The following is a 22,593-nucleotide window of genomic DNA, read 5'->3' on the forward strand; positions in this document are numbered from 1 at the left end:
GGCTACGACTTCGGTTTGACCCCGGCCTGCTTCAGCAGGAAATTGAGCAGCTCTCGGCCGGGGATGCCCTGGGCTTCGCGTTTCACGACCCATTCCTCCCAGACCGGCTCCGCGCCGGCCTTGCGGAACGCAGTCAACTCGTCCGGCGAGAACTTGAGGAAGGCGAGCTTCTTCTTGAACAGCGGGATGTTCTTCGCGTCGGACTCGGCGTAGGCCTTCTTGACCGCCGCATGGCCCAGCTCACGTGCCTCCTCCAGCAGTGCCTTGTATTGCGGCGGCAACTCGGCATAGCGGTCGACATGAATCAGGGTCGGGCAACCGACCGAGCCCAGCATCATGTTCTCGGTGAACCACTTGCCGACCTCGTAGGTCCGGTACGACTGGTGCGCGTAGGTCGACGGGAAGGCAGCGGCATCGACCGTGCCACGTTCGAGCGACGTGTAGACTTCCGTCGCATCGACCGATGTCGGGACCGCGCCGAGCTTGCGCATGGCTTCGCCTATGCCGGCCAGCGCGCGTACGCGCATGCCCTTGAAGTCCTCGACGCTCTTGGGGGCCTTTCCGCGGCCCACGAACTCGTTGTTGGGCAGCAGGGCCGACATGTAGGGGATAGCGTTCCAGCCCGCGAACTCCTTCAGCACCAGCGGGTGCTTGTGGAAGGCATTGTGAACCTTTTCCTGCACCGTCGTGTCGGGAATCGGCAGGAAGGGAAGATCCAGCGCCGAGTAGACCGGCAGCTTTTCCGGATGATACGAGGCGCAGATGTTGGTGGCCTCCAGACTGCCGACCTTCAGGAGATCCAGCAGTTCCTTCGGGTTGCCGAAGCTTTCGTAGCCGATCTGGATCTTGAACTTTCCGCCGGTGCGCTCGTCGAGGAACCTGCGCAACGTCTCGACATTCTGTGTGGCGGCGCGCGGCTTGCCCCATGCCCCCAGCTTCCATCTCACTTCCGGCCCATCGACGATCTTCGCCTGGGCGAACGCATTACCCGACAACGCAACTACGCTGGCTGCCACGACGGCAGCGATGGTCATGCCCTTGAGACGATGCATGGGTGCCTCCCGATGTTTCCTCCAGATCTTCTTCTTGTGTCTGATCGCCTCCGCGACCGACGCGAAAAGCCTACTCCATCGGCAGTCGGGGCGGTAGCGACGGCTCGGCCGTGTCGCTAATCTGCCGGCGGCATGGGTGGGAAAGCATGAACTGGATTTCGCGGCGCGCCACGCTGACCTCCCTGGCGGCGGCGGGCATTGGCGCGGCAGCAGGGAGCGCGCGCGGTGCGGGTTGGCCGACGCGGCCTGTTTCGTGGATTGTGCCGTTTCCGCCCGGCGGCGGTTCGGACATGTTCGCCCGTCCTGTCGCCGCGCATGTCGGCGATCGTCTCGGCCAGCCGATGGTGATCGACAGCCGGCCCGGCGCCGGTGGCACGATCGGCGCGGCCATCGCGGCGCGAGCCGCACCCGACGGCTACACGCTGTTGGTGGGCGATACCGGCCTCATCTACGCGCCGTCCGTCTATCCGAAGGCCGGCTTCGATTTCATGCGCGATTTTGCGCCGGTCGCTGCCTTCGCGCGTGTGCCCTACGTCCTGGTGATCAATCCCGCGCGCCTCGATGTCCGGGATCTCGTGGGCCTCATCTCGGCCGCCAAGGCGAAGCCGGGATCGATCGACGTCGGTTCGACGGGCCTCGGTACCATCACCCACCTCGCCATCGGGCTGTTCGAGGATCGCGCCGGAATCGAGCTGAACCACGTGCCGTATCGCGGCGGCGCGCCGATGCTGCAGGACCTGCTGACCGGCCAGATCGCGGCTGCCTTCGTGCTGCTCAGTCCGGCGGCGGAGTACGTGACCTCGGGCAGGCTGCGCGCGCTTGCGATCGCCAATCGCCGCCGCGACGCCTTGCTGCCGGGCGTGCCCACCATGCACGAGGCAGGCCTTGCCGAGTTCCGGATGACGACCTGGTTCGGTCTGTTCGCGCCGCGGCGGACGCCGGACGAGATCCTCGACCGATTGCATGGTGCGGTACAGGCCGCACTCGTCAGCGACAACGTCCGACGCCTGTGGCTGGCACAGGGCGCGCGTGTCGAACTGGAAAGCCGGGCCGCGTTCGCCGATTTCATTCGGCGCGAGAGCGTGCGGTGGAACCGCATCGCCAAGGCCGCCAACATCGAGATGGAGTAGGCGATGAACGTGTCATCGGCCTGCCGGAGGAGCAGGCCCTAAGTCTCGCCGCCGCCGTTCACCTGGATCATCTGGCCGTTGATGTAGGCGCCGCCATCGGCAACCAGCAGCCCGACCACGGAGGCTATCTCCGCCGGCATGCCCATGCGGCCGAGCGGCACCTTGGCCATCGTTTCCTGGCGATGGTGCATGGATGCCGCGTCGTTCTCGACATCGGCGGCAATGGGGCCCGGCGAGATGGCATTGGTGGTGATGCCCTTGGGGCCGAATTCCTTGGCCAGCGCCTTGGTGAGCCCCCAGGCGCCGTGCTTGGCCACGGAAACAGGCGCGCGGCCGGCATAGCCGTGGATGGCGTTCATTCCGGTGAAATTGACGATGCGGCCCCATTTCTTTGCGATCATGCCGGGCAGGCAGGCTTGCGCCAGCCACACGGCGGCATCGAGATCGACCGACAGGACGCGCCGCCAGTCGGCCTCCTGCATTTCAAGGAAGGGCTTGGCCGGCCGCAGGGCCGCGTTGTTCACCAGCACGTCGACCGAGCCGAAGCGCGCGATGGCTTCGCCAGCGATGCGCCGGCACTCCTTTGGATCGCCGATATCGGCCATTGCAACCATGGCATCGACGCCGCTTGCGGCCGCCTCCTTGGCGACACTCTCGCAGGCGGCGCGGTCTTTCGAGCCGTTGATCACCACGTTGAAGCCCGCAGAAGCCAGTTCCAACACACAGGCGCGGCCGATATTGCGGCCGGCGCCGGTTACCAAGGCAGTTCTCCGCACCGCGGTCATCTTCTATGCTCTCGCTCCGTTGATCTTCGAGGGCGTTACGTGGAGCAAAGAACGATCCCGCTCGGCGAACGCCCGGCGCGACTGTGGACTGGCGGTAAGGGCGACGCAATCGTGCTGCTGCATGGCGGCTGGGCGGGCGCCGAAGCCTACTGGTCGACCATCACCGACAATCTCGAACGCTCGCATCTCGTCGTCGCGCCGGAATTGCCGGGTATCGGCACCGTCGACGAACCACCGTTGCCGACCTTCGGTGCCTATGCGGGCTGGCTGGCCGCGCTGCTCGATGCGCTCGGCATCGAACGCGCCGTCATCGTCGGCAACTCCTTAGGTGCGACCGTCGCCTGGCGCTTCGCGGGCCAGTACCCAGAACGCTGCCAGTCGCTGGTGATGGTGAATGGCTATCCGCCACCTTCCTATCCGTCCGGCGTGCGCTGGCTGGCCGCCAAGACACCCGTGCGCGCCCTGGCGCGAGGGAATGTGGCGCAGTTCTACAGCCGTGAGATGCTGGACCTCGCCTTCCACGATCGCGCCAAGGCGCCGGCCGCCATCGCACAGTCGCTGGAGCGCTTCTCGCGGGCCGACATCGATCGCGTGCTCGACATCATGCTGTCCGGCGAAGCGCCAAGCTCGCCGCCCAAGGCAAGGACCCTCCTGATCTGGGGCGAGGCCGACCGTTCGCCCGTGTTCGACAAGCAGGGCGCCCGGAAGATGCGGCAATCGCTCGATGAGTCGAAGCTGGTGACGATTCCCGACGCGGGACATCTGCCGCAGGTCGAGCGCCCGGCGGAGTTTCGCCAGGCGCTGCTCGATTTCCTGAAAGCCTAGATCACACCGCCGGACTTGAGGGCGGCAATCTTCGCCGGGTCGTAGCCCAGGCTCGTCAATACCTCGTCGGTATGCTGACCAAGCTCGGGAGTGGGCTTGAGGGCGGCAGGCTGCGGGAAGTCCGACAGGTTGATTGGCTGGCCGACGACCTTGATGTCGCCGAGCTTCGGATGGTGCACCGGCCGGGCGATGCCGAGATGCTGGACCTGCGGTTCGGCGAAGGTCTTGTCGATCGTGTTGATCGGCCCGCACGGCACGCCTGCCTTGTTCAGCGCCTCGATCCAGTGAGCCGAGGTGTTGGTCCGGGTCACTTCGCCGATGCGTTCGTTCAGGGCCTTGCGGTTCTGCGATCGCAGTGTGGGCGTCGCATGTTCTGGATGGTCGATCAGCGCGGCCGCGCCCAGGGCTTCGGCGGCGCGCTTCCACATCTTGTCGCCGGCCGCGGCGATGTTGATGTAGCCGTCCTGGGTGGGGAATACGCCGGTCGGAATCGACGTCGGATGATCATTGCCGGCCTGCTTGGCGACTTCGCCCTTTATCAGCCAGCGCGACGCCTGGAAGTCGAGCATGAAGATCTGCGCTTCGATCAGCGAGGTATGGACCCACTGGCCCTTGCCGGTGCGTTCACGATTGTAGAGCGCCAGCATGATGGCCTGGGCCAACAACAGGCCGGAGGTGAGATCGGCGATGGGAATGCCGACCCGCATCGGTCCGCGGCCCGGCTCGCCGGTGATCGACATCAGCCCGCCCATGCCTTGGGCGATCTGGTCGACGCCGGGACGTGCCGCATCGGGGCCGCTCTGGCCAAAGCCCGCGATCGAGCCATAGACGATGCGCGGATTGACCTTCGCCACCGTGTCGTAGTCGACCTTGAGCCGATGCTTCACGTCGGAACGGTAATTCTCGACGATGACATCGGCCTTGGCCGCGAGCTTCATGAAGATCGCGTGGCCCTCGGCGCTCTTGAGATTGAGCGTTATCGACTTCTTGTTGCGGTGCAGGTTCTGGAAATCGAAGCCATGCCGCGCGCCGCCCATGGAGTCGTTCTTCCCATCGGAGGGCGGCTCGATCTTGATCACATGGGCGCCCCAGTCGGCGAGCTGGCGCACCGCCGTGGGGCCCGCGCGATGCGCGGTCAGGTCGAGGACCGAGAGATGGGAGAGCGGCAGGGCGGTCACGGCCTACTTCCCCTTGAAGACCGGCTTGCGCTTCTCCATGAACGCGCGGCGCCCTTCCTTGAAGTCCTCGCTGTCGAAACAGGCCTCGACCATCTTGTCGAGCTTCTTGTGATCCTGCTTGGACTCGGGCTTGGCGATCTCACGCGCCGAAGCCTTGGCGAGCGCGATGGTGAGCGGCGCGTTCTGGGCGATGGCGCCGGTGATGCCGTCGACCAGGGCGTCGAGTTCGGCATCCGAAGCAACGCCGTGGACGAGGCCCATGTTGTAGGCCTCCTGCGAGGAATACTGTTTGGCCGTGAACAGGAACTCCATCGCGCGCGGAAGGCCGACGATGCGCGACAGGCGCTCGATCCTGAGGAAGCCGTAGCCCAGGCCCAGCTTGGCGGCGGGAACGCCGAAGCGGGCACCCTCGTTGCAGTAACGTAGGTCGCAGCAGGCCGCGAGGTTCATGCCGCCGCCGATGCAGTAGCCGGTGACCTTGGCGATGGTCGGCTTGGGAAAATCGTAGAGCGCTTCGTAGCCTTCCTTGGAGATGGCGTCGTAGCGTACCTGCGCTTCGGCGTTGGCGCGTTCGCTCTCGAACTTGGAGATGTCGGCGCCCGAGACGAAGGCCTTGCCGCCCGCGCCGCTCACCACGACGCAGCGGATCTCCGGATCCTGGGCGAAGTCCTTCAGGATGCTGACGAAGCCGTCCCACATGTCCAGCGACACGGCATTGAGCTTGGCGGGGTTGTTGAAAACCAGATGGCCGACCTGGCCCTCGCGGCGTCCGATGATCTTCTGTTCCTGCATGTCGGCATCCCTTCGGTGAGGGGCGGGAATATACAACACGATTGTCACGGAGCGTGAAGCCAAGCATCCTTCGCCGCCAGGGAGGAAACGTGGCCTCAGTCGAACTGAAGGGCCTTTCCAGGTACTACGGCAATGCTGTCGCGGTCGACGGGGTGTCGTTGCGCGTCGAGCATGGCCAGCTCGTCTGTCTGCTGGGACCCTCGGGCTGCGGCAAGACCACGACTCTGCGGCTGATTGCGGGCTTCATCGAACCATCGGCAGGCGAAATCGAGGTTGGTGGCAAGGTCCTGTCCTCGCCGACGCGGACCGTGCCGCCGGAAGGTCGCAACATGTCGATGATCTTCCAGAGCTATGCGCTCTGGCCGCACATGACGGTGGCGGAAAATGTCGCTTACGGCCTCAAGATCCGGAAGCTCGACCGTTCGACCATCGACGCGAAGCTCAAGGCCATCCTGGGGACGGCCCGTCTGGAAGCGCTGGCGGACCGCTATCCCGGCGAACTGTCGGGTGGCCAGCAACAGCGCGTCTCTCTGGCGCGCGCACTCGTCGTCGAGCCCGAAACACTGCTGCTGGACGAGCCCCTTAGCAACCTCGACGCCAACCTGCGCGAGGAGATGCGGTTCGAGATTCGCCGCCTGCACGACCAATACCGCTACACCACGGTCTACGTGACGCACGACCAGGCCGAAGCCATGACCACGGCCGATCTCATTGCCGTCATGAACAGGGGCAAGGTCGAACAGCTCGGACCGCCGGAAGAAATCTACGCCAGGCCGCGGTCGGAGTTCGTGGCGCGCTTCATCGGTGGCTCCAATATCCTGCGTGGGCCGGCATTGGACGATGCCCACGTCTCGGTGGCGGGCGTGGCGCTGCGCACGATCGGCCGCAAGCTCCAGGCCGGCCGCGCCGCGTCCTTGTCGATCCGCCAGCACGAGATCGGCATCGGATCCGCGGCCCCTCCCCAGGGCGGCGGCAACCACCTCTCCGGTGTCGTGACGCGACAGGTCTTTCTCGGTTCGACGCGCGACTATACGGTCGCCCTCGGCGACAAGACGGAGTTGCGTGTGACCGCACCGCCCGGCTGCAACATCGCACCGGGCCAGCAAGTGTGGCTCCATTTGCCGGCGGAGCAATGCCGGGCCTTGGCGGAGGATGTCCCATGACGAGGAAGCTGACGCGACGCCATGTGCTCGCTGCTTCGGCGGCGGCCAGCGCAGGTGTCTTCATCACGCCGGCGCAGGGTGCGCCGCCGGAAACGCAGAAGATCACGCCTGCCCTGATCGAGGCAGCCAAGAAGGAAGGCAAGCTTTCCTGGTACACTTCGGTCGACCTTGCGCTGGCCGAGAAGGTCGCCAACGCCTTCGAGGCGAAATATCCGGGCGTGAAGGTCAAGGTCGAGCGCTCGGGGGCGGAACGCAACTATCAGCGCATCGGCCAGGAGTATCAGAACAAGATCTACAATTGCGATGTCGTGAACAGCTCGGACGCCGCCCACTTCATCGTCTGGAAGCGCGCGAACATGCTGGCGCCGTTCGTTCCGGAGGAGGTCGCGCAGTTCTTCCCGGCGGCGCATCGGGATCCCGACGGGATGTTCGCCTCCTGGCGCATCACGCTCTGTCCGATCGCCTACAACACGAAGCTGGTGAAAGCCGAGGAGGCGCCGAAATCCTATGCCGATCTGGTCGATCCGAAGTGGATGGGCAAGATCGTCAAGGCGCATCCGGGTTACAGCGGCACGATCATGACGGCAACCCAGCAGCTCAGCCGCGATCTCGGCTGGGCCTGGTTCGAGAAACTCGCCAAGCTGAAGGTTATGCAGGTCCAATCGGCGACGGAGCCACCCAAGAAGCTGGCGCAGGGTGAACGTGCGCTGATGGCCGACGGGGGCGAGTACGTCGTCGAGGAACTGAAGACGCGCGGCGAGCCGGTCGAGATCGTCTATCCGGCCGAAGGTACGCCGTTGATCGCCGGACCGTCGGGGATCATGGCGCGGGCGCCCAATCCCAACGCATCGCGGCTGTTTCACGCCTGGTCGATGACGCGGGAAGCCCAGCAGCTCAACATCGATGTCGGTGCGCTCCGTTCTGCCCATGCACAGGCCAAGGACCGCCCGGACATGAAGAAGTTTGCCGATATCAAGACCTTGCGCGAGGAGCCCGGCGTCGTTGCCGACCAGGCGGACGCGCTCAAGGCTCGGTACCTCAAGATCTTCAAGGTGTAGCCAATGCGCCGTCGCTCGCTCGTTGCTGCCGGTCTCCTCCTGCCGTTCGGAGCCCGCGTGCTTTCGGCCGCCCCGCCGCCTCAGGCGATCACGCCAGAGCTGGTCGAGGCCGCGAAGAAGGAAGGCAAGGTTACCTACTACACGGCGATGGACCTTTCCGTCGCCGAGCCCGTGGCCAAGGCCTTCGAGGCGAAATATCCCGGCATCAAGGTCGCCGTCGAGCGCACCGGAGCGGAGCGGCTGTTCAACCGCATCGGCCAGGAGGTCGGCAGCAACATCAAGCGTGTCGACGTAGCCAACAGCTCCGATGCCGCGCACTTCATCGTCTGGAAACGGCAAGGCTGGCTGCAACCGTTCCTCACTCCCGACATGGCGGAGAACCTGCCGGCGGATCAGCGTGATCCCGATGGGGCCTTCGTCAACCAGCGCACCCATCTCTCGGCCATCGCCTACAATACCAGCCTGGTGAAGCCCGAGGATGCACCCAAGGGTTTTAACGACCTTCTCGATCCCAAGTATGTGGGCAAGCTGGTGAAGGGCCATCCGGGCTACTCCGGCACCATCATGACGGCGACGCACCAGCTCGCGAAGGCGCTGGGCTGGGCCTGGTTCGAGAAGCTGGCTAAGCAGAAGGTGCTGCAGGTCCAGTCGGCGACGGAGCCGCCCAAGCGTATCGAAGCCGGCGAACGCGCCATCGCCGTCGATGGCAGCGACTATCTCTTCTGGATGGCCAAGGAGCGCGGCGCGCCGATCGAGGTCGTGCATGCCGTCGAAGGCACGCCGCAGATCTCGAATCCCATGGCGGTCTTCAAGGCCGCCCCAAATCCCAACGCGGCGCGCCTCCTTGTGGCGTGGATCATGTCCGCTGAAGGCCAGCAGTTCATCGTGAACCTCAGCGGCCAGTATCCGGCACACAAGCTGGTCAAGGCCAAGGCGGGCCGGCCGGCGCTCGCCTCGATCAAGACGCTGCCCGAGGATCCGGCCGAGGTTGAAAAGAGCGCGGACGAGATCAAGACGCGGTATCAGCGCCTCTTCAAGGTATGACGCGCGACCTCTCGCGCCCGGTACTGATCGCCGTCAGCGCGCTGCTCGCGGCGATGATCGTGCTGCCGGTGGGTTGGCTGCTGGTGGTGAGCCTGACCGACAAGGAAGGCGGCGCGACGCTTGCCAACTTCGTCGCGCTCTTCACCGACCCCACTTTCGTCGATCCGCTCATCACGACACTGATCATCGCCTGTTCGGTCAGTGTGATCTGTTGTCTGGTGGCAGCACCCCTCGGCTGGCTGGTGGCGCGCACCGACATGCCGCTGGCCCGCACAGTCCGCACGCTCGTCATGGCCTCGCTGGTGACGCCGCCCTTCGTGGGAGCCATCGCCTGGGAGATGCTGGCTGCGCCCAATTCCGGCCTGCTGAACCAGCTCTGGCGCCTGGTCAGCGGTATGCCTTCCGACGAGGCGCTGTTCGACATCTACAGCCTGACCGGCCTGATCTTCGTCATCTCCTGCTACACGTTCCCCTATGTGTTCATCCTTGTTGCCAACGCGCTCGACCGCATGCCGGGCGAACTCGAGGATGCCTCCTCGATGCTGGGGGCGAAGACATGGCAGACGGCGCGCCGCATCACCGTGCCGCTGGCGCTGCCGACCCTGCTCGCCGGCGCTCTGGTCGCCTTCCTGCAGGCGCTGAACCTGTTCGGTTCGCCAGCCATTCTGGCGATCCCGGCCGGGTTTCACACGCTCACGACCCGGATCTGGAGCCTGTTCCAGTTTCCGCCCAAGCCAGAACTCGCGGCAGCCGCCTCCGTCCCGCTGCTGGTGCTCACGATCCTGCTGCTGCGCGCGCAGGCGATGGCATTGGGTCGCCGAGGCTATGCGGTGCTGGGCGGCAAATACGGGGCGCCGCGCGCAATTCGTCTCGGCTGGCTGAGAGGGCCGGCCGTCGCGCTGGCGCTGTTCGTCCTCGCCATGCCGCTCTTCCTGCCCTATGCGGCGCTGTTCAACTCGGCCTTCTCGCGCGTGGCCTCGCGCATCGTGACACCGGAAACCATCACCCTGCACAATGTGCGCTTCACTTTCCTCGAACTCAGTTCGACGATGCCGGCGCTCAAGAACACCTTTCTGCTGGCGACGGCCTCCGCGACGCTGGGGGCGCTCCTGGCGCTGCTCATTGCCTATATCGTGGCGCGCAAGGCGGTGAGGGGGCATCGCGTGCTCGCTTTCCTCGCGACGGCGCCGCTGGCCATTCCGGGCATCGTGCTGGGAGTCGGGCTTTTCCTCGCCTACACCCGGCCGCCGCTCGCGCTCTACGGCACGCTATGGATTCTGCTGATCGCCTTCGTGACCATCGAGCTGCCGGCCGCCTATCAGCAGCTCGGATCGGCGTTCCATGCGGTCCATCCCGAGCTGGAGGAGGCGGGGCGCATGCTGGGCGCCACGCGGCTGCGGACCCTGGCCGACATCACCGCGCCGCTGCTTCGGTCGGCGGTGATCGCGACCTGGTGCTTCATCTTCGTCGCGACCATCCGCGAGCTCTCGGCGGCCGTCATCCTGTTCACCTCGGAAACCAAGGTGCTCTCGGTGCTGATCTTCGACCTGAAGGAGAGCGGGGATGTCGGGGCCATCGCCGTGCTCAGCCTGTCCATGGTGGCGATCACCACGATCGTGATTGCCGCGGCCAATCGGCTGCATGCCCGGCCACAGATGCGCCCGGCGACCTGAAGGAGCGTAGCCTTTAGCGGCCGATCAGCTTGAACGAGGCGAAGAAGCGCCGGCTGTTCTCGGTGTTTTCCTGGTCGGGCGGCGCTGCGTAGATCGACTGGTAAAGCGTGTTGCGGCGGTAGACCATGAGATTGACGATCACCAGCTTCGACTCGGTGTCGTAGAGGGACACGCGTCGCGCCGGCAGATCTCCGATCGTCAGCCGCTTTTCTTCGCGCAACTCGCCCTTGCCGTCTTCCAGCATTCCGTCGCGCGCTGCATCGAGCGCTTCATCGGCTTCCATGCCGGTACTCTCGGGGTAGATCGTGTACATGCTGACATAGCCAGCCTGCCCGACCTCGACCGATGCACTATGGGTTTCCACGGGGCCGGCTGCGGACTCCGACGTCTCGGACTCGATGGCCGGTTCGCCCGGCAGATCGATGCTAAAGCCGGCGCCTACAGGCTGGTAAGTCGACCACTGCTGTGCGTGTGCCGTCCACGGCACGACGAGCACAAGCAGCAAAGGCAGTACAAGGCGGCGAAGCACCGGAATCTCCCCAACCAGACGCTGTACTAGTTCAGGATCGCGACATCGTCGGGTGTGATTGGCTTGTCGAGCAAGCCGAGCTGGTCAAGCGTCTTGATGGTGGCTTCCCACCCGGCGCGCGTCTGCTGGCCGGTCGGCGGGCCGGAAAGCTGCTGCGACACCGTCGCCATGCTGCGGTCGACATAGCGCGGCGCCAGACGCGGAAAGAGACGGGAGAAGTGCTGGGCGGCATCGGCCGGCCGCTCCTTCACCATATTATAACCTTCCTGCACGGCCTCCTCGATCTTCTGCGCGATCTCGCGCTTCTCGGGGTCGGCCCAGGCGGCATCGTTTACGATCAGGTTCAGGCTGTAGGCACGGACGCCGAAATCGCTGAGCCGGATCATCATGATCCGGCGGCCTTCAGCGATCAGTTCGGACGGTGCCATTTCGTCATAGTCGATCAGCGCGTCGACCTTCTTTTCGACCAGGTCGTAGGCGTTCCAGTCGACCGTCGTTTCGTTGATCTTGCTGCGGTCGAGCTTGTTGGCCGCCAGCAGAGCGCGGAACTCCTCGTTGGTGATGCTGCCGGGAACCAGGCCCAGCGTCTTGCCATAGAGGTCGCGCGGATGGGCGATACGATCCTCGGTACGCGTGTAGATGACGGTTGGCGGCTTCTGATAGTAGACCGCGAGGCTCTTGATCGGCAGCCCCTTGGAGCGGCCGATGGCCGTCGCAATGCCGCTCGACGAGCCAATCCAGAATTCCTTGCCTTCGCCGACCATGCTGGCCGAAGACAGGGCGCCTTGCGTCTCCGAGAACCTGACGTCTAGGCCCCGGCGTTCGAAAGCCCCCATCTCACGGGCCAGGAAGAAGCCCGCGAAGGTCGGCAATGCCTTCCAGTCGAGCACCAGCTTGACCTGTTGCAAGGTCTCGACAGGCTGTGCGGTGGCAGGGGCTGCGAGGGCTGCGGTTGCAGCCACCAGGAGGAGGAGCCGGCGGGGCAGGGGGCGGAGGGAAGACATGGCGATCTTCCCGCAAGAAGCATCTAATCGTCGCGGGTTGCAAACGAAAATGTCTCCGAGGGCCAGCGATGGTCAGGTGGAGACGAGGAAGCCCATGACCAGCGCCAGGGTACCGCCGAGGCCGACCAGGAGGGCCAATACGGGAATATTGGCCAGGAAGGCCAGGGCAATGCAGCCCAGAACCAGTCCTACATGGAGGACGGCGAACAGAACGAACTTGCTGAAGCCGCGGAAGGCTTCTTCGTGTTCTCGCATTTCCCGCGCGGTCAGGCCGGAAATGTCAGTGGTGCCGGCCGCAAACTTGTCAGCCATGGTAGCCCCCTTCGAGATCATGCCTGACCCGCTAACGTCCCGCCGGGCGGCGTGGTTGCGAGCCTCGAAAGAGCTGGCCGTCAGGGAAGATTGAGCTGCCAGCTGACGCCGAATCGGTCGGCGATCCAGGCGAACTTCCGGCTGAATGGATAGGCATCGAGCGGCATCATGACCTCGCCACCATCGGCCAGCTTTTCGGCCAGGATCGCAATTTCCGTTCCGGAGGAGCAGGTGACGTAAAGGGAGATCGCCGGGGTGAAGGTAAAGGGATGCTTCACGGCGCTGTCGATGAACATGAGATGCTGGCCGGCAAGATTCACAACGGCGTGCATCACCGAACCCTCGGCACCCGGGCCTTCCGCGCCATAGCGTGTAATGCCGACAATCTTCGAATCGGGAAAGAGCGTGACGTAGAAGTTCATCGCCTCTTCGGCGCGACCGTCGAACATCAAGAAGGTCGTGATCCTTGCCGTCATTCATATCTCCTTCCTGTCTTGTCGAATCCTTACGGCGCCGTCATACCATGACGCTCATGAAGATAATCCCGACGGTCCTGCTCGCGTTCCTTCTTGCGGCCCCTGCTCTTCCCGCGATGGCGCAGTCCCTTGAAGCGCAGATGAAGCAGGCTGCAGGCGCTTACGAGCGCAAGGATATGGCCACGGCTGTCCGCATCTGGAAGGTCTGGGCCGCGAAGGGCAATGCCGAGGCGCAAACCTTGCTGGGGGCCATGTATTGGAGCGGCGAAGGCGTGCCGCGCGATCACAAGGAAGCCGCAAAGCTTTTCCTGCAGGCAGCCCAGCAGGGCTATGCCAGGGCCCAGAACGACATCGGTTTCATGCTGGGCTTCGGGGAGGGTATTCCGCCGCAAGACGATGTCGAGGCCTACAAGTGGCTCTCGCTCGCCATCGATCGCTACACGGTCAAGAATCAGGAGCGCCTGGATCAGGCGCGCAAGGACCTCGCAACCCTTAAAGCGCGCATGACGCCTGCGCAAATCTCGGAGGCCGAAAGGCGCGCAAAAGCCTGGAAACCAGTGGTTTCCAAGCGCTGACGGCGCGGCTAGGGTCGCCGGGCGGGTCGTCTGCCACGGCGATGTTACCGGCACTTGATCCAATTGGCGCTAGACTGGAACGCATGAAACGGTCCTCGGTCGTTGCGGCTTCTATTGCTACGCTGCTCGTCGGATCGATGCCCGCCGGCATCGCATCCGCGGAGCCGCGGCATGAGCCGGCGTCTTCCGATCATGCTGATCATGGCGCGCAGCGGGATGTACCGGGAATCGAGACGGCTCTGCTGGCCCACGAGCCGGTCGATCAACCGCCCGCAACAGCCGGGCTTACCGACCACCTCCAGTTCATCCGTCTGGTTTCGGTCGACGACCAACTGGCACGGGCCGTAACGTTCGACGTCGAACCGGAGGATGTGCAGCCGCAGATCGTTCTTGCCGATCCTGTTCCGCCACCCGTTTCGACAGAACCCGTTTCGGAAAGCGTGCTGGCCTATGGCCGCGAAGAGGAAGAGCGCCTGCTGGGAGACGGCAAGGACGAGGAACGGCTGCAGGCCTATCTGCCGTTCCAGCGTGAGCGCGGCGTGACAGGGGTTGTCGTGGGCGGTTCGCTCGCGGCGTCGGCGGCGGCGGCCGGTGTGCCGGCGCCTGCGATGCTCGAGGCACTCGAAGCGCTGGCCACCGCGGTGGACCTCGATGGCAACTCGCGGGACGGCGACAAGTTCTACGTGCGCTTCGAGCAGAGCTTCACAGCCGCAGGAGCGCCGCTCGATGTCGGCCGTGTCTTGTGGATGGAGTTGCGCACCGCCAAAGGCATGGTGGCAATCCATCGCTTCCGTTCGCGCGACAAGACCGAGCGCTTCTGGATGACGAACGGCCATGCCGCGACGCCGCCGTCGGTCCGGCTTCCACTCGACACGGTTTCGATTTCCTCCGGCTTCGGCCTGCGGGCCGATCCGTTCGATCAGCCGCCGCCGATGTATGCCGGCAAGCCGCAAGGCGCCGGTGGCCCGACACAAGGCCGGTCGGCCAAGCCGTCTGGACCGCCGCCTGGACTGCCGACCGGCGGCGCACACGACATGCCGCGGGTCAACGTCGCCACGCCGCTCGGCGCGTCGCTCGGGCTCTCTGCCTATGGCGGGGCGAAGCCCATGGCGCCGATCCTGTCACCGCCAGCGCGTGGCCGCTCGCTGTTCATGCATGAGGGCGTCGATCTCGTTGCGCCCGCAGGCACGCCTGTTCATGCTGCGGCCGACGGTATCGTCGTTGGCGCCGCTCCCAACGGCCGCTACGGCAACTGGATCCGTATCGATCATGCCGGCAAGGTGACCAGCGTTTATGGTCATCTCGCAGGCTTTGCGGAAGGGCTGCAGCCGGGAATGATGGTATCGAAAGGCGATGTTGTCGGCTTCGTCGGTAGCACCGGCCGGTCGACAGGTGCGCATCTCCATTTCGAGCTGTTGGCCGAGGGCAAGCCGGTGAATCCCATCACGCATCCCGACCTGAAACGGGCTCAGCTGCGTGGTCCCGATCTTGAGAAATTCCGCAAGCAGGTCGCCGGGAGCATCGCCGAACGCGATCGCGAAGCGAAGGCGGTCGTTTCAGTCGGCGACTGAGGCTTGTTTCGACGGCTGCCGTACCTTCAGAGCGAAGGCTTCTTCCGGCGACAGCACCAGCCGGTTCCGGCCGACCAGGGAGAACCACAGGATCCCTAGCGCAAACCATGTGCAGACGCCCAGCACGCCCGAGACGAAAACCGGATCGAGGAGCTGGTAGACCAGGGTCACGGCTGCGATGACGATGGTGACGATCGCACCGCCGACGCCCATCGGCGATCGGTAGGGGCGGTGGAGGCCGGGCAGTCGCGCACGCAGGACCAGGAAGCTCACGGCTTGCAGCAAATAGGAGAGCATCGCGCCGGCGACCGCCATGTTGAGCAGCATTCCCTGGATGACCGCCGCGCCCCTGTCGGCCCCCATGCCAAACCAGAGCCCGAGCATCAGGGCAAGTGCTACGACCGAGCCGGCAATCAGGGCGACGTATGGAGTCTTGTGGCGCGGATGGGTGATCGACAGAAACCGCGGGAAATATCCCGCGCGCGACAGCGAATAGATCTGCCGGCCCTTGGCGAACAGGATGGTGTGAAAGCTCGAGATCAGGCCGATGCACGCGACCAGCGCCAGGAGCTTCGCGAGGCTGCCGCCGAAGGTGGCGCGAAACCCGTCGAGCAGCGGTTCTCCCGAACTCGCGAGCTGGAAGGCACCCGGGGCTACGGAGGCGTTGAGCCAGACGACGAGGCCCGCGGAGACGAACAGCGTGAGTAGCCCGGCCACGATGCCGCGCGGGATATCGCGGCTCGGCTGCATCGCTTCTTCGGCGGCGAGCGGGAGCTGCTCGATGGCAAGGAACAGCCAGACCGCGAAAGGGAGGGCCGCCAGGGCACCCTGCAGGCCGAAGGGCAGCAGCGGGCCATTCCCCTGGGGCAGCTCGACAGGTCTGCCGTCGGGGCCTGCGCCGATATTGAGTGCATAGCGGCTGAAGTCGGCGACGGACAACGCCGAAACCCAGAAAACGGCGAGGCAGGCGAGGGCGGCCAGGGTGACAACCACCGTGACTCGGAAGGACAGCTCGACGCCCAGGATGTTCAGGGCCACGAAGAGCGCATATCCCGCAATCCAGTAGAGTGGCAGCCACGCGGTCGGGGTGTCGAAGACGGCGGCCAGGTAGGTGGCAAGGAAGGAGACGACGACGGCCGGTGTGAGAACATATTCGACGTTCTCGCAAAGGCCGGTGATGAAACCGCCCCAGGGACCCATCGAGGCCCGGGCGAAGGAGTAGGCGCCGCCTGTATGGGGCAGGGCGGCTGCCATTTCGGCAATGCAGAAGACCAAGCCGAGATACATGGCGGCAATCGCCAGGGCTGCCAGCGCATAGCCACCCCAGCCGCCGGCCAGGAGGCCCAGGTTCCAGCCCGAATAGTGACCGGAAATGACGGCACCTACCCCCAGAGCCCAGAGCGAGAAGACGCCGGCGTAGCGGCGCAGGCCGCGGCGCGAGAAGTAGTCGACAGGGACGGTCTGGTAGGGCGTGCCGGTTGAACTCATGCGCGGTTATACTAAGCGGAGATCGAGATAGGGAACGAGGTCGAAGACGTGAGTGCCGTTGCCATTGTGCTGATCGCCTTCGCCTTGATTCTCCTCAGCACCGGATTGGGATTGCTCCTCCGCTATCGGCTGCCAGAGCGGCATCTAAGCGGCGATTCGAAGGAGGTCATCAAGCTTGCAACGGCGCTTGTGGGGACGATGTCGGCCTTGGTCATTGCGCTCCTGTTTGCCTCGACCCGGGCTTCCTACGAGGCGACCGGCAGCCAGATTTCCCAGCTCACGGCAAACGTGATCGAGCTCGACCGCATCCTGAAGGGGGTCGGCGAGGAAGGAGCGGCGTTGCGGCATCTGCTTCGTGAGGATGTGAAGACCCTTGCCGACTCGATCTGGCAGTCCGAGGCGGGCAATTCCACAAAGGCCGTTGCCGAGGAGATCGGTGTGGTCGGCAAGCTGCGCCAGCTCGTGACACAGGATCCGCAGGGCGTTTGGCAGGCCCGCGCTCTGGCGGCGAGCACCGCGCTCGCCCAGATCCAGCTATCGCTCCAATCTCACCCTTCGGATTCGATGTCCAAGCCGTTCGTCTTCCTGCTGATCCTTTGGCTCTGCTTCATCTTTGCGACTTTTGCCATGTCGTCGGCGCCCAACGCGACGCTTCTCTGCGTGCTGTTCTTCTGCGCCCTGTCGGCAGCCAGCGCGATCTATCTGATCCTGGAGCTGGGCCAGCCGTTCGACGGACTGATGCAGGTGCCCAGCGCGCCGCTACGCAACGCGCTACCACCACTCTAATGCACGCAGTTCGGAAGGTCGGTGCGGCTCGGGTCAGTCCCAGGCCGCGTCGACGATCTGACCGGACTCGGACAGAAGCAGTGTCAGCCGGTTGGGATCGTACTCGTAGCTCGGGATACCGTCGTTCGGGCGGATGATGCGCAGCGGATAGGGGAGGTCTTCCTCGCGCACGATATTGCCTGCCGCCTGGCCGGCCGGCGCCGCCGCTCCCTTGGCCTGGAAGTATTTGCCGAGGCACTTCTCGCAATCTTCCTTGGGCGGTGTCGCTTCTGCGAAGCCCGGCAAGGTTTTTAGCGTGACGGAGTTGTAGCCCGAGCGGACACGGATGCCCTTGTAGGGATGGCCACCACCCAGCGGCAGCAAGGCTTCCACCATCATGAAGGGGCCGAGCGGCGACATGCTGGGCGGAGCGCTCGCCTGGAAGATCAGGTCCAGCATGCCGTCGATGCCCTTGCCTACGGTAATGGGCAGGAGGTGCGGCGAGGTCCAGGAGTTGGAGCTTACCAGGGCGCGGGCACGCACGATGTCGATGCCGCCGGTGCGCTCGGAACGCAGCAGCTCGACGCTGGTCACGAACATGACCGGATAGGGACGGCCTTCGGGCTGTCCGGGCGGCTGGCTCTGGGGCGGACCGCTTTCCTGCGGCGTGGCCGGCCCGCCACGCGGCGCGCCTTGCGGCGGCCCCTGCTGGGCACTGAGCTGCGCGGCCCCCAGCATTGAGCCAGCGGCCACCAGCGAGGCGAGGGCAAAGAGCTTGGTTCGTGTCATGGCATCCTCGGGGGCTGCGCGGCGGTCTGGCCGCTCGGAAGGGGCGGAGGCGGAGTGACTGTGGCGGGTTCAGCGGCGACCCAACCCTTTTCGAGGCGGTCATAGGCCTCGAGGATCAGGTCGGTCGGTACCATCTGGGTCAGTGTGCAGTAGGACGTCTCGGTGCCGGTGAAGCTGCCATTCTCGAACAGCTTGTTGACCGGCGCGCCACCACCGCAAACGGAGAAGTAGTCGCAGGCGGCGCGGCAGGCCCGTACGCCTTCGCTGATATCGCGATAGAGCGGCGAGGCGAGGCAGGCGTCGCGAATCTCGGCCATCGACTGAAAACGGATATTGCCCAGGAGATAGTCGCCGTAGGCCTCGTTCTTCAGCCCCAACAGCTCGGGCGAGAAGCTCGAGACATTGCCATGGCTGTCGACGTTCAGCATGGCGAGCGGTTCGACCTGGATATTGCGCGTCGGCGCGCCTTCCGGGCGGAACACCCGCGGCAGGGTGAGATCGATCTCGCGCACGAAACGGACGCGGCCGCTGCGGCGTGCTTCATGCCAGAAAGTCCTCAGGAAAGCCGCATATCGCTGACGCAGCGCCGGGCCGTGGAACAGGCTCGACACATGGTCGCCTTCGGACTCCTCGACGTTGAAACAGACCTGGTCGATGCCTTCGGTAAGGTAGAAGTCGAGCAGCTCGTGCGGCATGTCGAGGCTCGCCTTCGACAGAACCGAGATGACGTGAAAGGGCACCTCGTTTTCACGCAAGGTGCGGACGCCCGCGATCGTCTTGTCGAATGTCCCCTTGCCGCTGCGTGTCTTGCGATGCAGGTCGTGCAAGTCGCGCGGACCATCGAGGCTGACGCCGACGCCGACGTTCCACTGCTTGAAGAGCCTGCACCAATCGGCATCGATCAGCATGCCATTGGTCTGGAACGAGTGCTTCACGATAACATTCGCCGGCCGCAGCCGGTCGATCGTGGAGAAGGCTTCCTCGTAGAAAGAGACAGGCACCACCAGCGGTTCGCCGGCATGCCAGACGACGATGAGTTCTGGGCAGGACCAGCCAGACGCAAAAATCTCCTCGAACAGCCGCGTCACCGTCGACTGGGCGATCACGTGTGTGTTGGAGCGGTCCGGCAGGTAGCAATAGGTGCAGGCGATGTTGCAGAACGCCGTCGGCTGCACGACCACCATGCCGATCTCAGGCGTGGCAGGCATCGGCGGCTATTACCAGTTATGCCAGCCGTTGTGCCAGCCGTTGCCCCAGTTGTGCCAGCCGCCGTTGCCCCAGCCGCCATTGTGCCAGCCATTGCCCCAGTTGTGCCAACCGCCGTTGCGCCAGCCGCCGTTGCCCCACCAAGCGACAAGCTGCTCCGGGTCGACGGCGACAAACGGCTCGCCGTCCTTGCGATATTGCTCGATGGCGCCGGAGACGTCGTTGCGGATGGTCTGAAGTCGCTCGGCGACGGAACCGCTCTTCTTGTTGTCGTCCGGTGCCGGGGTGGCCGTGGCGGCGGCATCGGCGGCCGCCAGGGTGACCGACAGACCGAGCGCCCCGGAAGGCAGAAGCTGTGCCAGTGCGCGCAGTGAACGACGATCCTGGGCCATATGAACTCCCCCGTGAAGGCAGATAACGTTAGACGGACCCGCAATCCATTCGCAAATGAAAACGTCGCCTTGAAGATGTACGCCTCGCTCCAACCGATCGATCTCCCCGAAGGTCCGAGGGAGTGACCGGAAATGAATGGAGTAGCGATCTTGGCCGACCTCGCGGAGGTGTTTGCCAATCGAGGCGAAGCGGTATGCAATTCCCGTCATGAACGCGGACCCGACCGGAAAATACACTTTCGAGACATTTCGCTTCGAAGGCGATGACGAGACGCCCAACAATCCGCGGCTGCCGTTGGTTGTCTATCGCGGTGTGGTCCCGGACCAGGCTGTCGACGATGCGGCGGGGTGGCTCGAACGGACATTTGCCCGCAATGGCTGGTCCGATGGTTGGCGGAACGGGATCTACCCTTTCCTGCACTTCCATACAGGGACGCACGAAGTGCTCGGGATTGCGCGCGGCCGCACCACTGTCGAGTTCGGCGGAGCCAAGGGCCGGCCTCTTACCGTCGCCGCGGGCGATGTCGTCGTCTTGCCGGCCGGCACCGGCCACAAGCGGCTCGACGCCAGCGCCGATCTCCTGGTGGTGGGCGCTTACCCGCGCAACGGCCAATTCGACCAGAAGCGACCTGGAGAGGTCGACAGCGAGGTGGCTCGGCGCTCTGTCGCCGCGGTGCCCTTGCCGGAGAAGGATCCTGTGTTGGGGCCTCGTGGGCCGGTGATCGACCTATGGAGAGCTAGATGAACGAGGGCTCGGGGCCGTGCCGCGTCTTTTGAAGAAGCGTCGCCCGCGAACGGCAGGGGCGTATCCAAGCCCTCGAAGCGCAGATTGCGGACATCCATGCGCTTCAGAAGAGCCCGCTTCCCGGTTGATCATATCCGATTGAGGGCGCCGTTCAGGATCCGGAGCGACATCGGCTTCTCGACGATGGTGCAGCGCGGCAGGCCCTTCCCGGCGCTCAGCCCGTCGATCCTCGCGGCATCGTGCGCGCCGGACATCAAAACCCAGCGACAAGCGGGGAGTTCTGCAGCTGAGGCCGCATAAAAGTCGATGCCATTGCCGTCAGGCAGGTTGACGTCGCAAACGATTGCCTCGGCGGCCATGCCGCATGCGGCAAGGCGACGAACAGCCGAGCGGGCATCGTCGAGCGACCCGCACGCCGTGACGTCATGCCCACGGCGCTGAAGGTACTCGCGAATTTCCGTCCGGAGATCCTCGTCATCCTCGACAAGAAGTATCCGCACAGCCACCCCGCGGGTCATCAGAGCGACACCACTTCAAATAGAACGTGCACTGAGTGAAGCCTCGCGCGCCAGCGCGAGTCAAGAATTGCACCCTCTCAAACGTGAATACCTTGGCGCTGCTTCAGGTGAGGCTGAAGGAGCCGAAGGGCAGCGTTAGCAACCGTTTCTTGGGCAAGGGCGGCGGCAAGCCAGTCCGTGTCGTCGTACGGATCAAAGTCAGGACGGCACTGCGCAACGGACCCAGCGCCACAGGCTTGTTCATGAAGGTGAAAATGCCGGTGTTGGCAAGAGTGTGGTCCGATAGCCTGTCGATGCGGCCCGACATCACGATCATGGCCGTGCCGGGACTGAGCCGCTTGATGCGCTCGGCGACGGTCACGCCATCGAGATCGGGCAGATTGTAGTCGATCAGCGCCACCTTGGGCCGCAGTTGTGCAATCGTGTGGATGGCAAGCGAGCCGCTGACCGTGGATTCGACCCTGAGACGTGCCCGGCGAAGGTAGCAGGCCAATTCTTCAGCCTGCGTGGGATCGTCTTCCACAATGAGGACGTCTGTCAGGAAGGATGCTACGCCCTGATCGTCGAGAGACATGGTGCACGATATAGGACGATCTCGATGTACTTTTCACGACAGATCGCCTCCGGATCGGAGGGATTGGCTGATGCTCACTTACGGCGCAGGTAAGTATCGAAGAACTGCTCGACGGCATTGAGCCCCTCTTGGCTCAGGCGGACGATGGTACGTCGCTTGTCTCCGGTGTCGCCGGAGCGCTCGATGAGGCCATGGGCCATCAGCTGCTCCATGCGGCGGAGGGCTGTCGTCAGGGGCACGCCGGACGCAGCACCCAGACTGGTGACGGTGACTTCGGCTCCCGCCAATCGGGCGTCGTAGAGGTCGAGCAACATTTCCCAGCACGGATCGGAGAAGAGTTCGGTGGGAAAATACTGACTGCGCATCTTGCGCATTGACCGCATGTCTTTCAACGCGGCCCGCTTGCGGCCACAAGGTTCGTCAGCGAACGCTTCGGTCGACGGATTTGCCCGTTGGCGGGCCTGCCGTGCGAGCAGCGCCGCCTTCACGGCGCGCACCAGCTTCGGCCCGTCGACGGGCTTCGTGAGCAGGTCGCGGGCGCCGAGGCGGATTGCCTCGACGGCATCGTCGAACCCTGCATGGCCACTTACGAAAATCACCTCCGGCCGGTCGTCGTCGTCCAGCCGGCCGAGGCGTTCGGCAAACTCCAGTCCGGTCAGTTCGGGCATACGCAGATCGGAAACTACAACCTTTGCGCGATTTCCCTCTGCCAAAAGCTGCAGCGCCAGCCCTCCGTTGCCTGCCGAGAGGCAGGAAAGGCCAGCCTTGGCGAGGCATTCAACCAGCTCCTCGACTGCGGCCGAATCGTCGTCGACCACCATGGCATCGACGTTGCGAAAAGGGCGGGCCGGACGGCCGGAACTTGTCATGTACGGCAGGGCTCTCTTGCAGACAGTGGCTTAACCTCCAAATTGGAGGCGATTGGAATCGGGGTGTACCGCTGAAATTG

General features: G+C 64.5%; 25 protein-coding genes. 10 read left to right on the forward strand and 15 right to left on the reverse strand.

From position 1 onward, the window contains the following. Positions 1–2 precede the first annotated feature (2 nt). Entirely contained in the window at positions 3–1,052 is a 1,050-nt protein-coding gene (gene dctP, locus BN60_RS04790) for a TRAP transporter substrate-binding protein DctP (RefSeq protein WP_020694860.1), read from the reverse strand. A 146-nt stretch (positions 1,053–1,198) separates the two neighbouring features. Between dctP and BN60_RS04795 the strand changes: the two genes are divergently transcribed. Further along, entirely contained in the window at positions 1,199–2,182 is a 984-nt protein-coding gene (locus tag BN60_RS04795) for a Bug family tripartite tricarboxylate transporter substrate binding protein (protein WP_020694862.1), read from the forward strand. 38 nt (positions 2,183–2,220) lie between these two features. Here BN60_RS04795 and BN60_RS30720 read toward each other — a convergent pair whose 3' ends face one another. After that, positions 2,221–2,967 (reverse strand): SDR family NAD(P)-dependent oxidoreductase, encoded by a 747-nt coding sequence (locus tag BN60_RS30720; RefSeq protein WP_043283639.1) that lies wholly within the window; start codon positions 2,965–2,967, stop codon positions 2,221–2,223. 39 nt (positions 2,968–3,006) lie between these two features. Here BN60_RS30720 and BN60_RS30725 point away from each other — a divergent pair, with 39 nt between their 5' ends. Continuing rightward, positions 3,007–3,792 (forward strand): alpha/beta fold hydrolase, encoded by a 786-nt coding sequence (locus tag BN60_RS30725; protein WP_020694864.1) that lies wholly within the window; start codon positions 3,007–3,009, stop codon positions 3,790–3,792. Here BN60_RS30725 and BN60_RS04810 read toward each other — a convergent pair. Beyond that, positions 3,789–4,970 carry a CaiB/BaiF CoA transferase family protein gene (locus BN60_RS04810; protein ID WP_020694865.1) on the reverse strand — a complete coding sequence of 394 codons (1,182 nt, stop codon included), beginning with the start codon at positions 4,968–4,970 and terminating at the stop codon, positions 3,789–3,791. The two genes, BN60_RS30725 and BN60_RS04810, sit on opposite strands and share 4 nt — an antisense overlap. Positions 4,971–4,973: 3 nt before the next feature. After that, a complete protein-coding gene (locus BN60_RS04815) occupies positions 4,974–5,762 on the reverse strand; it encodes an enoyl-CoA hydratase (protein WP_020694866.1) in 789 nt (262 codons plus the stop codon). An 89-nt stretch (positions 5,763–5,851) separates the two neighbouring features. Between BN60_RS04815 and BN60_RS04820 the strand changes: the two genes are divergently transcribed. Genes BN60_RS04820 through BN60_RS04835 form a run of 4 tightly spaced genes read left to right on the forward strand, consistent with a single transcriptional unit; the run spans position 5,852 to position 10,700 of the window. Continuing rightward, entirely contained in the window at positions 5,852–6,925 is a 1,074-nt protein-coding gene (locus BN60_RS04820) for an ABC transporter ATP-binding protein (RefSeq protein WP_020694867.1), read from the forward strand. Then, positions 6,922–7,983: an extracellular solute-binding protein gene (locus BN60_RS04825; RefSeq protein ID WP_020694868.1), complete on the forward strand. Its 1,062-nt coding sequence runs from the start codon at positions 6,922–6,924 to the stop codon at positions 7,981–7,983. The genes BN60_RS04820 and BN60_RS04825 overlap by 4 nt, the downstream gene beginning before the upstream one ends. Before the next feature lie 3 nt (positions 7,984–7,986). After that, the gene (locus BN60_RS04830) at positions 7,987–9,027 is read left to right on the forward strand and encodes an ABC transporter substrate-binding protein (protein WP_020694869.1); all 1,041 of its coding nucleotides are present in this window, start codon (positions 7,987–7,989) and stop codon (positions 9,025–9,027) included. Continuing rightward, a complete protein-coding gene (locus tag BN60_RS04835; protein ID WP_020694870.1) occupies positions 9,024–10,700 on the forward strand; it encodes an ABC transporter permease in 1,677 nt (558 codons plus the stop codon). Before BN60_RS04830 ends, BN60_RS04835 begins: the two co-directional genes overlap by 4 nt. A 13-nt stretch (positions 10,701–10,713) precedes the next feature. On the opposite strand, the gene BN60_RS04840 is transcribed toward BN60_RS04835, so the two are convergent. The 4 genes from BN60_RS04840 to BN60_RS04855 all read right to left on the reverse strand — a co-directional run bounded on the left by BN60_RS04840 (position 10,714) and on the right by BN60_RS04855 (position 13,021). After that, positions 10,714–11,229, reverse strand: a complete 516-nt coding sequence (locus BN60_RS04840; RefSeq protein WP_020694871.1) for a hypothetical protein — start codon at positions 11,227–11,229, stop codon at positions 10,714–10,716. 26 nt (positions 11,230–11,255) lie between these two features. After that, entirely contained in the window at positions 11,256–12,233 is a 978-nt protein-coding gene (locus tag BN60_RS04845; protein WP_020694872.1) for an ABC transporter substrate-binding protein, read from the reverse strand. 72 nt (positions 12,234–12,305) lie between these two features. Continuing rightward, complete coding sequence (locus tag BN60_RS04850; protein ID WP_148283325.1) at positions 12,306–12,545, reverse strand: hypothetical protein; 240 nt, start codon at positions 12,543–12,545, stop codon at positions 12,306–12,308. An 80-nt stretch (positions 12,546–12,625) separates the two neighbouring features. After that, entirely contained in the window at positions 12,626–13,021 is a 396-nt protein-coding gene (locus BN60_RS04855) for a VOC family protein (protein ID WP_020694874.1), read from the reverse strand. A 140-nt stretch (positions 13,022–13,161) separates the two neighbouring features. Here BN60_RS04855 and BN60_RS04860 point away from each other — a divergent pair, with 140 nt between their 5' ends. Both BN60_RS04860 and BN60_RS28585 read left to right on the forward strand, forming a co-directional pair. Continuing rightward, entirely contained in the window at positions 13,162–13,596 is a 435-nt protein-coding gene (locus BN60_RS04860) for a tetratricopeptide repeat protein (protein WP_215905881.1), read from the forward strand. 83 nt (positions 13,597–13,679) lie between these two features. Then, positions 13,680–15,167, forward strand: coding sequence for a M23 family metallopeptidase (locus BN60_RS28585; RefSeq protein ID WP_020694876.1), 1,488 nt, complete (start codon positions 13,680–13,682; stop codon positions 15,165–15,167). On the opposite strand, the gene BN60_RS04870 is transcribed toward BN60_RS28585, so the two are convergent. After that, positions 15,153–16,655 carry an amino acid permease gene (locus BN60_RS04870; protein WP_020694877.1) on the reverse strand — a complete coding sequence of 501 codons (1,503 nt, stop codon included), beginning with the start codon at positions 16,653–16,655 and terminating at the stop codon, positions 15,153–15,155. The two genes, BN60_RS28585 and BN60_RS04870, sit on opposite strands and share 15 nt — an antisense overlap. 48 nt (positions 16,656–16,703) lie before the next feature. Here BN60_RS04870 and BN60_RS04875 point away from each other — a divergent pair, with 48 nt between their 5' ends. Then, on the forward strand, positions 16,704–17,441 hold the full coding sequence (locus BN60_RS04875; protein WP_020694878.1) for a bestrophin-like domain: 738 nt from the start codon (positions 16,704–16,706) through the stop codon (positions 17,439–17,441). 33 nt (positions 17,442–17,474) lie between these two features. Here the strand turns inward: BN60_RS04875 and BN60_RS04880 are convergent, their stop codons facing one another. The 3 genes from BN60_RS04880 to grrA are packed head-to-tail and all read right to left on the reverse strand — an operon-like array spanning position 17,475 to position 19,807. Then, the gene (locus BN60_RS04880; protein ID WP_020694879.1) at positions 17,475–18,209 is read right to left on the reverse strand and encodes a hypothetical protein; all 735 of its coding nucleotides are present in this window, start codon (positions 18,207–18,209) and stop codon (positions 17,475–17,477) included. Beyond that, the gene (grrM, locus tag BN60_RS04885; RefSeq protein WP_083855957.1) at positions 18,206–19,417 is read right to left on the reverse strand and encodes a cyclophane-forming radical SAM/SPASM peptide maturase GrrM/OscB; all 1,212 of its coding nucleotides are present in this window, start codon (positions 19,415–19,417) and stop codon (positions 18,206–18,208) included. Before grrM ends, BN60_RS04880 begins: the two co-directional genes overlap by 4 nt. A gap of 9 nt (positions 19,418–19,426) precedes the next feature. After that, positions 19,427–19,807, reverse strand: coding sequence for a GrrA/OscA1 family cyclophane-containing rSAM-modified RiPP (gene grrA / locus BN60_RS30730; RefSeq protein WP_020694881.1), 381 nt, complete (start codon positions 19,805–19,807; stop codon positions 19,427–19,429). A 208-nt stretch (positions 19,808–20,015) separates the two neighbouring features. Between grrA and BN60_RS04895 the strand changes: the two genes are divergently transcribed. Further along, positions 20,016–20,552, forward strand: a complete 537-nt coding sequence (locus tag BN60_RS04895; RefSeq protein WP_020694882.1) for a hypothetical protein — start codon at positions 20,016–20,018, stop codon at positions 20,550–20,552. A gap of 128 nt (positions 20,553–20,680) precedes the next feature. Here BN60_RS04895 and BN60_RS04900 read toward each other — a convergent pair whose 3' ends face one another. The 3 genes from BN60_RS04900 to BN60_RS04910 all read right to left on the reverse strand — a co-directional run bounded on the left by BN60_RS04900 (position 20,681) and on the right by BN60_RS04910 (position 22,465). Continuing rightward, positions 20,681–21,070: a response regulator gene (locus BN60_RS04900; protein WP_020694883.1), complete on the reverse strand. Its 390-nt coding sequence runs from the start codon at positions 21,068–21,070 to the stop codon at positions 20,681–20,683. 103 nt (positions 21,071–21,173) lie between these two features. Continuing rightward, the gene (locus tag BN60_RS04905; RefSeq protein WP_020694884.1) at positions 21,174–21,644 is read right to left on the reverse strand and encodes a response regulator; all 471 of its coding nucleotides are present in this window, start codon (positions 21,642–21,644) and stop codon (positions 21,174–21,176) included. A 74-nt stretch (positions 21,645–21,718) separates the two neighbouring features. Continuing rightward, complete coding sequence (locus BN60_RS04910; RefSeq protein WP_177324761.1) at positions 21,719–22,465, reverse strand: response regulator; 747 nt, start codon at positions 22,463–22,465, stop codon at positions 21,719–21,721. Between the last annotated feature and the right edge of the window lie 128 nt (positions 22,466–22,593).

This window comes from Reyranella massiliensis 521 (genome assembly GCF_000312425.1).
Lineage (GTDB): Bacteria > Pseudomonadota > Alphaproteobacteria > Reyranellales > Reyranellaceae > Reyranella > Reyranella massiliensis.

Coding starts and splice junctions, on each gene's coding strand:
- BN60_RS04880 (WP_020694879.1), bottom strand. CDS start 18,209: ATGACACGAACCAAGCTCTTTGCCCTCGCCTCGCTGGTGGCCGCTGGC.
- grrM (WP_083855957.1), bottom strand. CDS start 19,417: ATGCCTGCCACGCCTGAGATCGGCATGGTGGTCGTGCAGCCGACGGCG.
- BN60_RS04905 (WP_020694884.1), bottom strand. CDS start 21,644: ATGTCTCTCGACGATCAGGGCGTAGCATCCTTCCTGACAGACGTCCTC.
- BN60_RS04895 (WP_020694882.1), top strand. CDS start 20,016: ATGAACGCGGACCCGACCGGAAAATACACTTTCGAGACATTTCGCTTC.
- BN60_RS04795 (WP_020694862.1), top strand. CDS start 1,199: ATGAACTGGATTTCGCGGCGCGCCACGCTGACCTCCCTGGCGGCGGCG.
- BN60_RS04815 (WP_020694866.1), bottom strand. CDS start 5,762: ATGCAGGAACAGAAGATCATCGGACGCCGCGAGGGCCAGGTCGGCCAT.
- BN60_RS04870 (WP_020694877.1), bottom strand. CDS start 16,655: ATGAGTTCAACCGGCACGCCCTACCAGACCGTCCCTGTCGACTACTTC.
- BN60_RS04855 (WP_020694874.1), bottom strand. CDS start 13,021: ATGACGGCAAGGATCACGACCTTCTTGATGTTCGACGGTCGCGCCGAA.
- BN60_RS28585 (WP_020694876.1), top strand. CDS start 13,680: ATGAAACGGTCCTCGGTCGTTGCGGCTTCTATTGCTACGCTGCTCGTC.
- BN60_RS04825 (WP_020694868.1), top strand. CDS start 6,922: ATGACGAGGAAGCTGACGCGACGCCATGTGCTCGCTGCTTCGGCGGCG.
- BN60_RS04860 (WP_215905881.1), top strand. CDS start 13,162: ATGAAGCAGGCTGCAGGCGCTTACGAGCGCAAGGATATGGCCACGGCT.
- BN60_RS04830 (WP_020694869.1), top strand. CDS start 7,987: ATGCGCCGTCGCTCGCTCGTTGCTGCCGGTCTCCTCCTGCCGTTCGGA.
- BN60_RS04900 (WP_020694883.1), bottom strand. CDS start 21,070: ATGACCCGCGGGGTGGCTGTGCGGATACTTCTTGTCGAGGATGACGAG.
- BN60_RS04910 (WP_177324761.1), bottom strand. CDS start 22,465: ATGGTGGTCGACGACGATTCGGCCGCAGTCGAGGAGCTGGTTGAATGC.
- BN60_RS04835 (WP_020694870.1), top strand. CDS start 9,024: ATGACGCGCGACCTCTCGCGCCCGGTACTGATCGCCGTCAGCGCGCTG.
- BN60_RS04845 (WP_020694872.1), bottom strand. CDS start 12,233: ATGTCTTCCCTCCGCCCCCTGCCCCGCCGGCTCCTCCTCCTGGTGGCT.
- dctP (WP_020694860.1), bottom strand. CDS start 1,052: ATGCATCGTCTCAAGGGCATGACCATCGCTGCCGTCGTGGCAGCCAGC.
- BN60_RS04850 (WP_148283325.1), bottom strand. CDS start 12,545: ATGGCTGACAAGTTTGCGGCCGGCACCACTGACATTTCCGGCCTGACC.
- grrA (WP_020694881.1), bottom strand. CDS start 19,807: ATGGCCCAGGATCGTCGTTCACTGCGCGCACTGGCACAGCTTCTGCCT.
- BN60_RS30720 (WP_043283639.1), bottom strand. CDS start 2,967: ATGACCGCGGTGCGGAGAACTGCCTTGGTAACCGGCGCCGGCCGCAAT.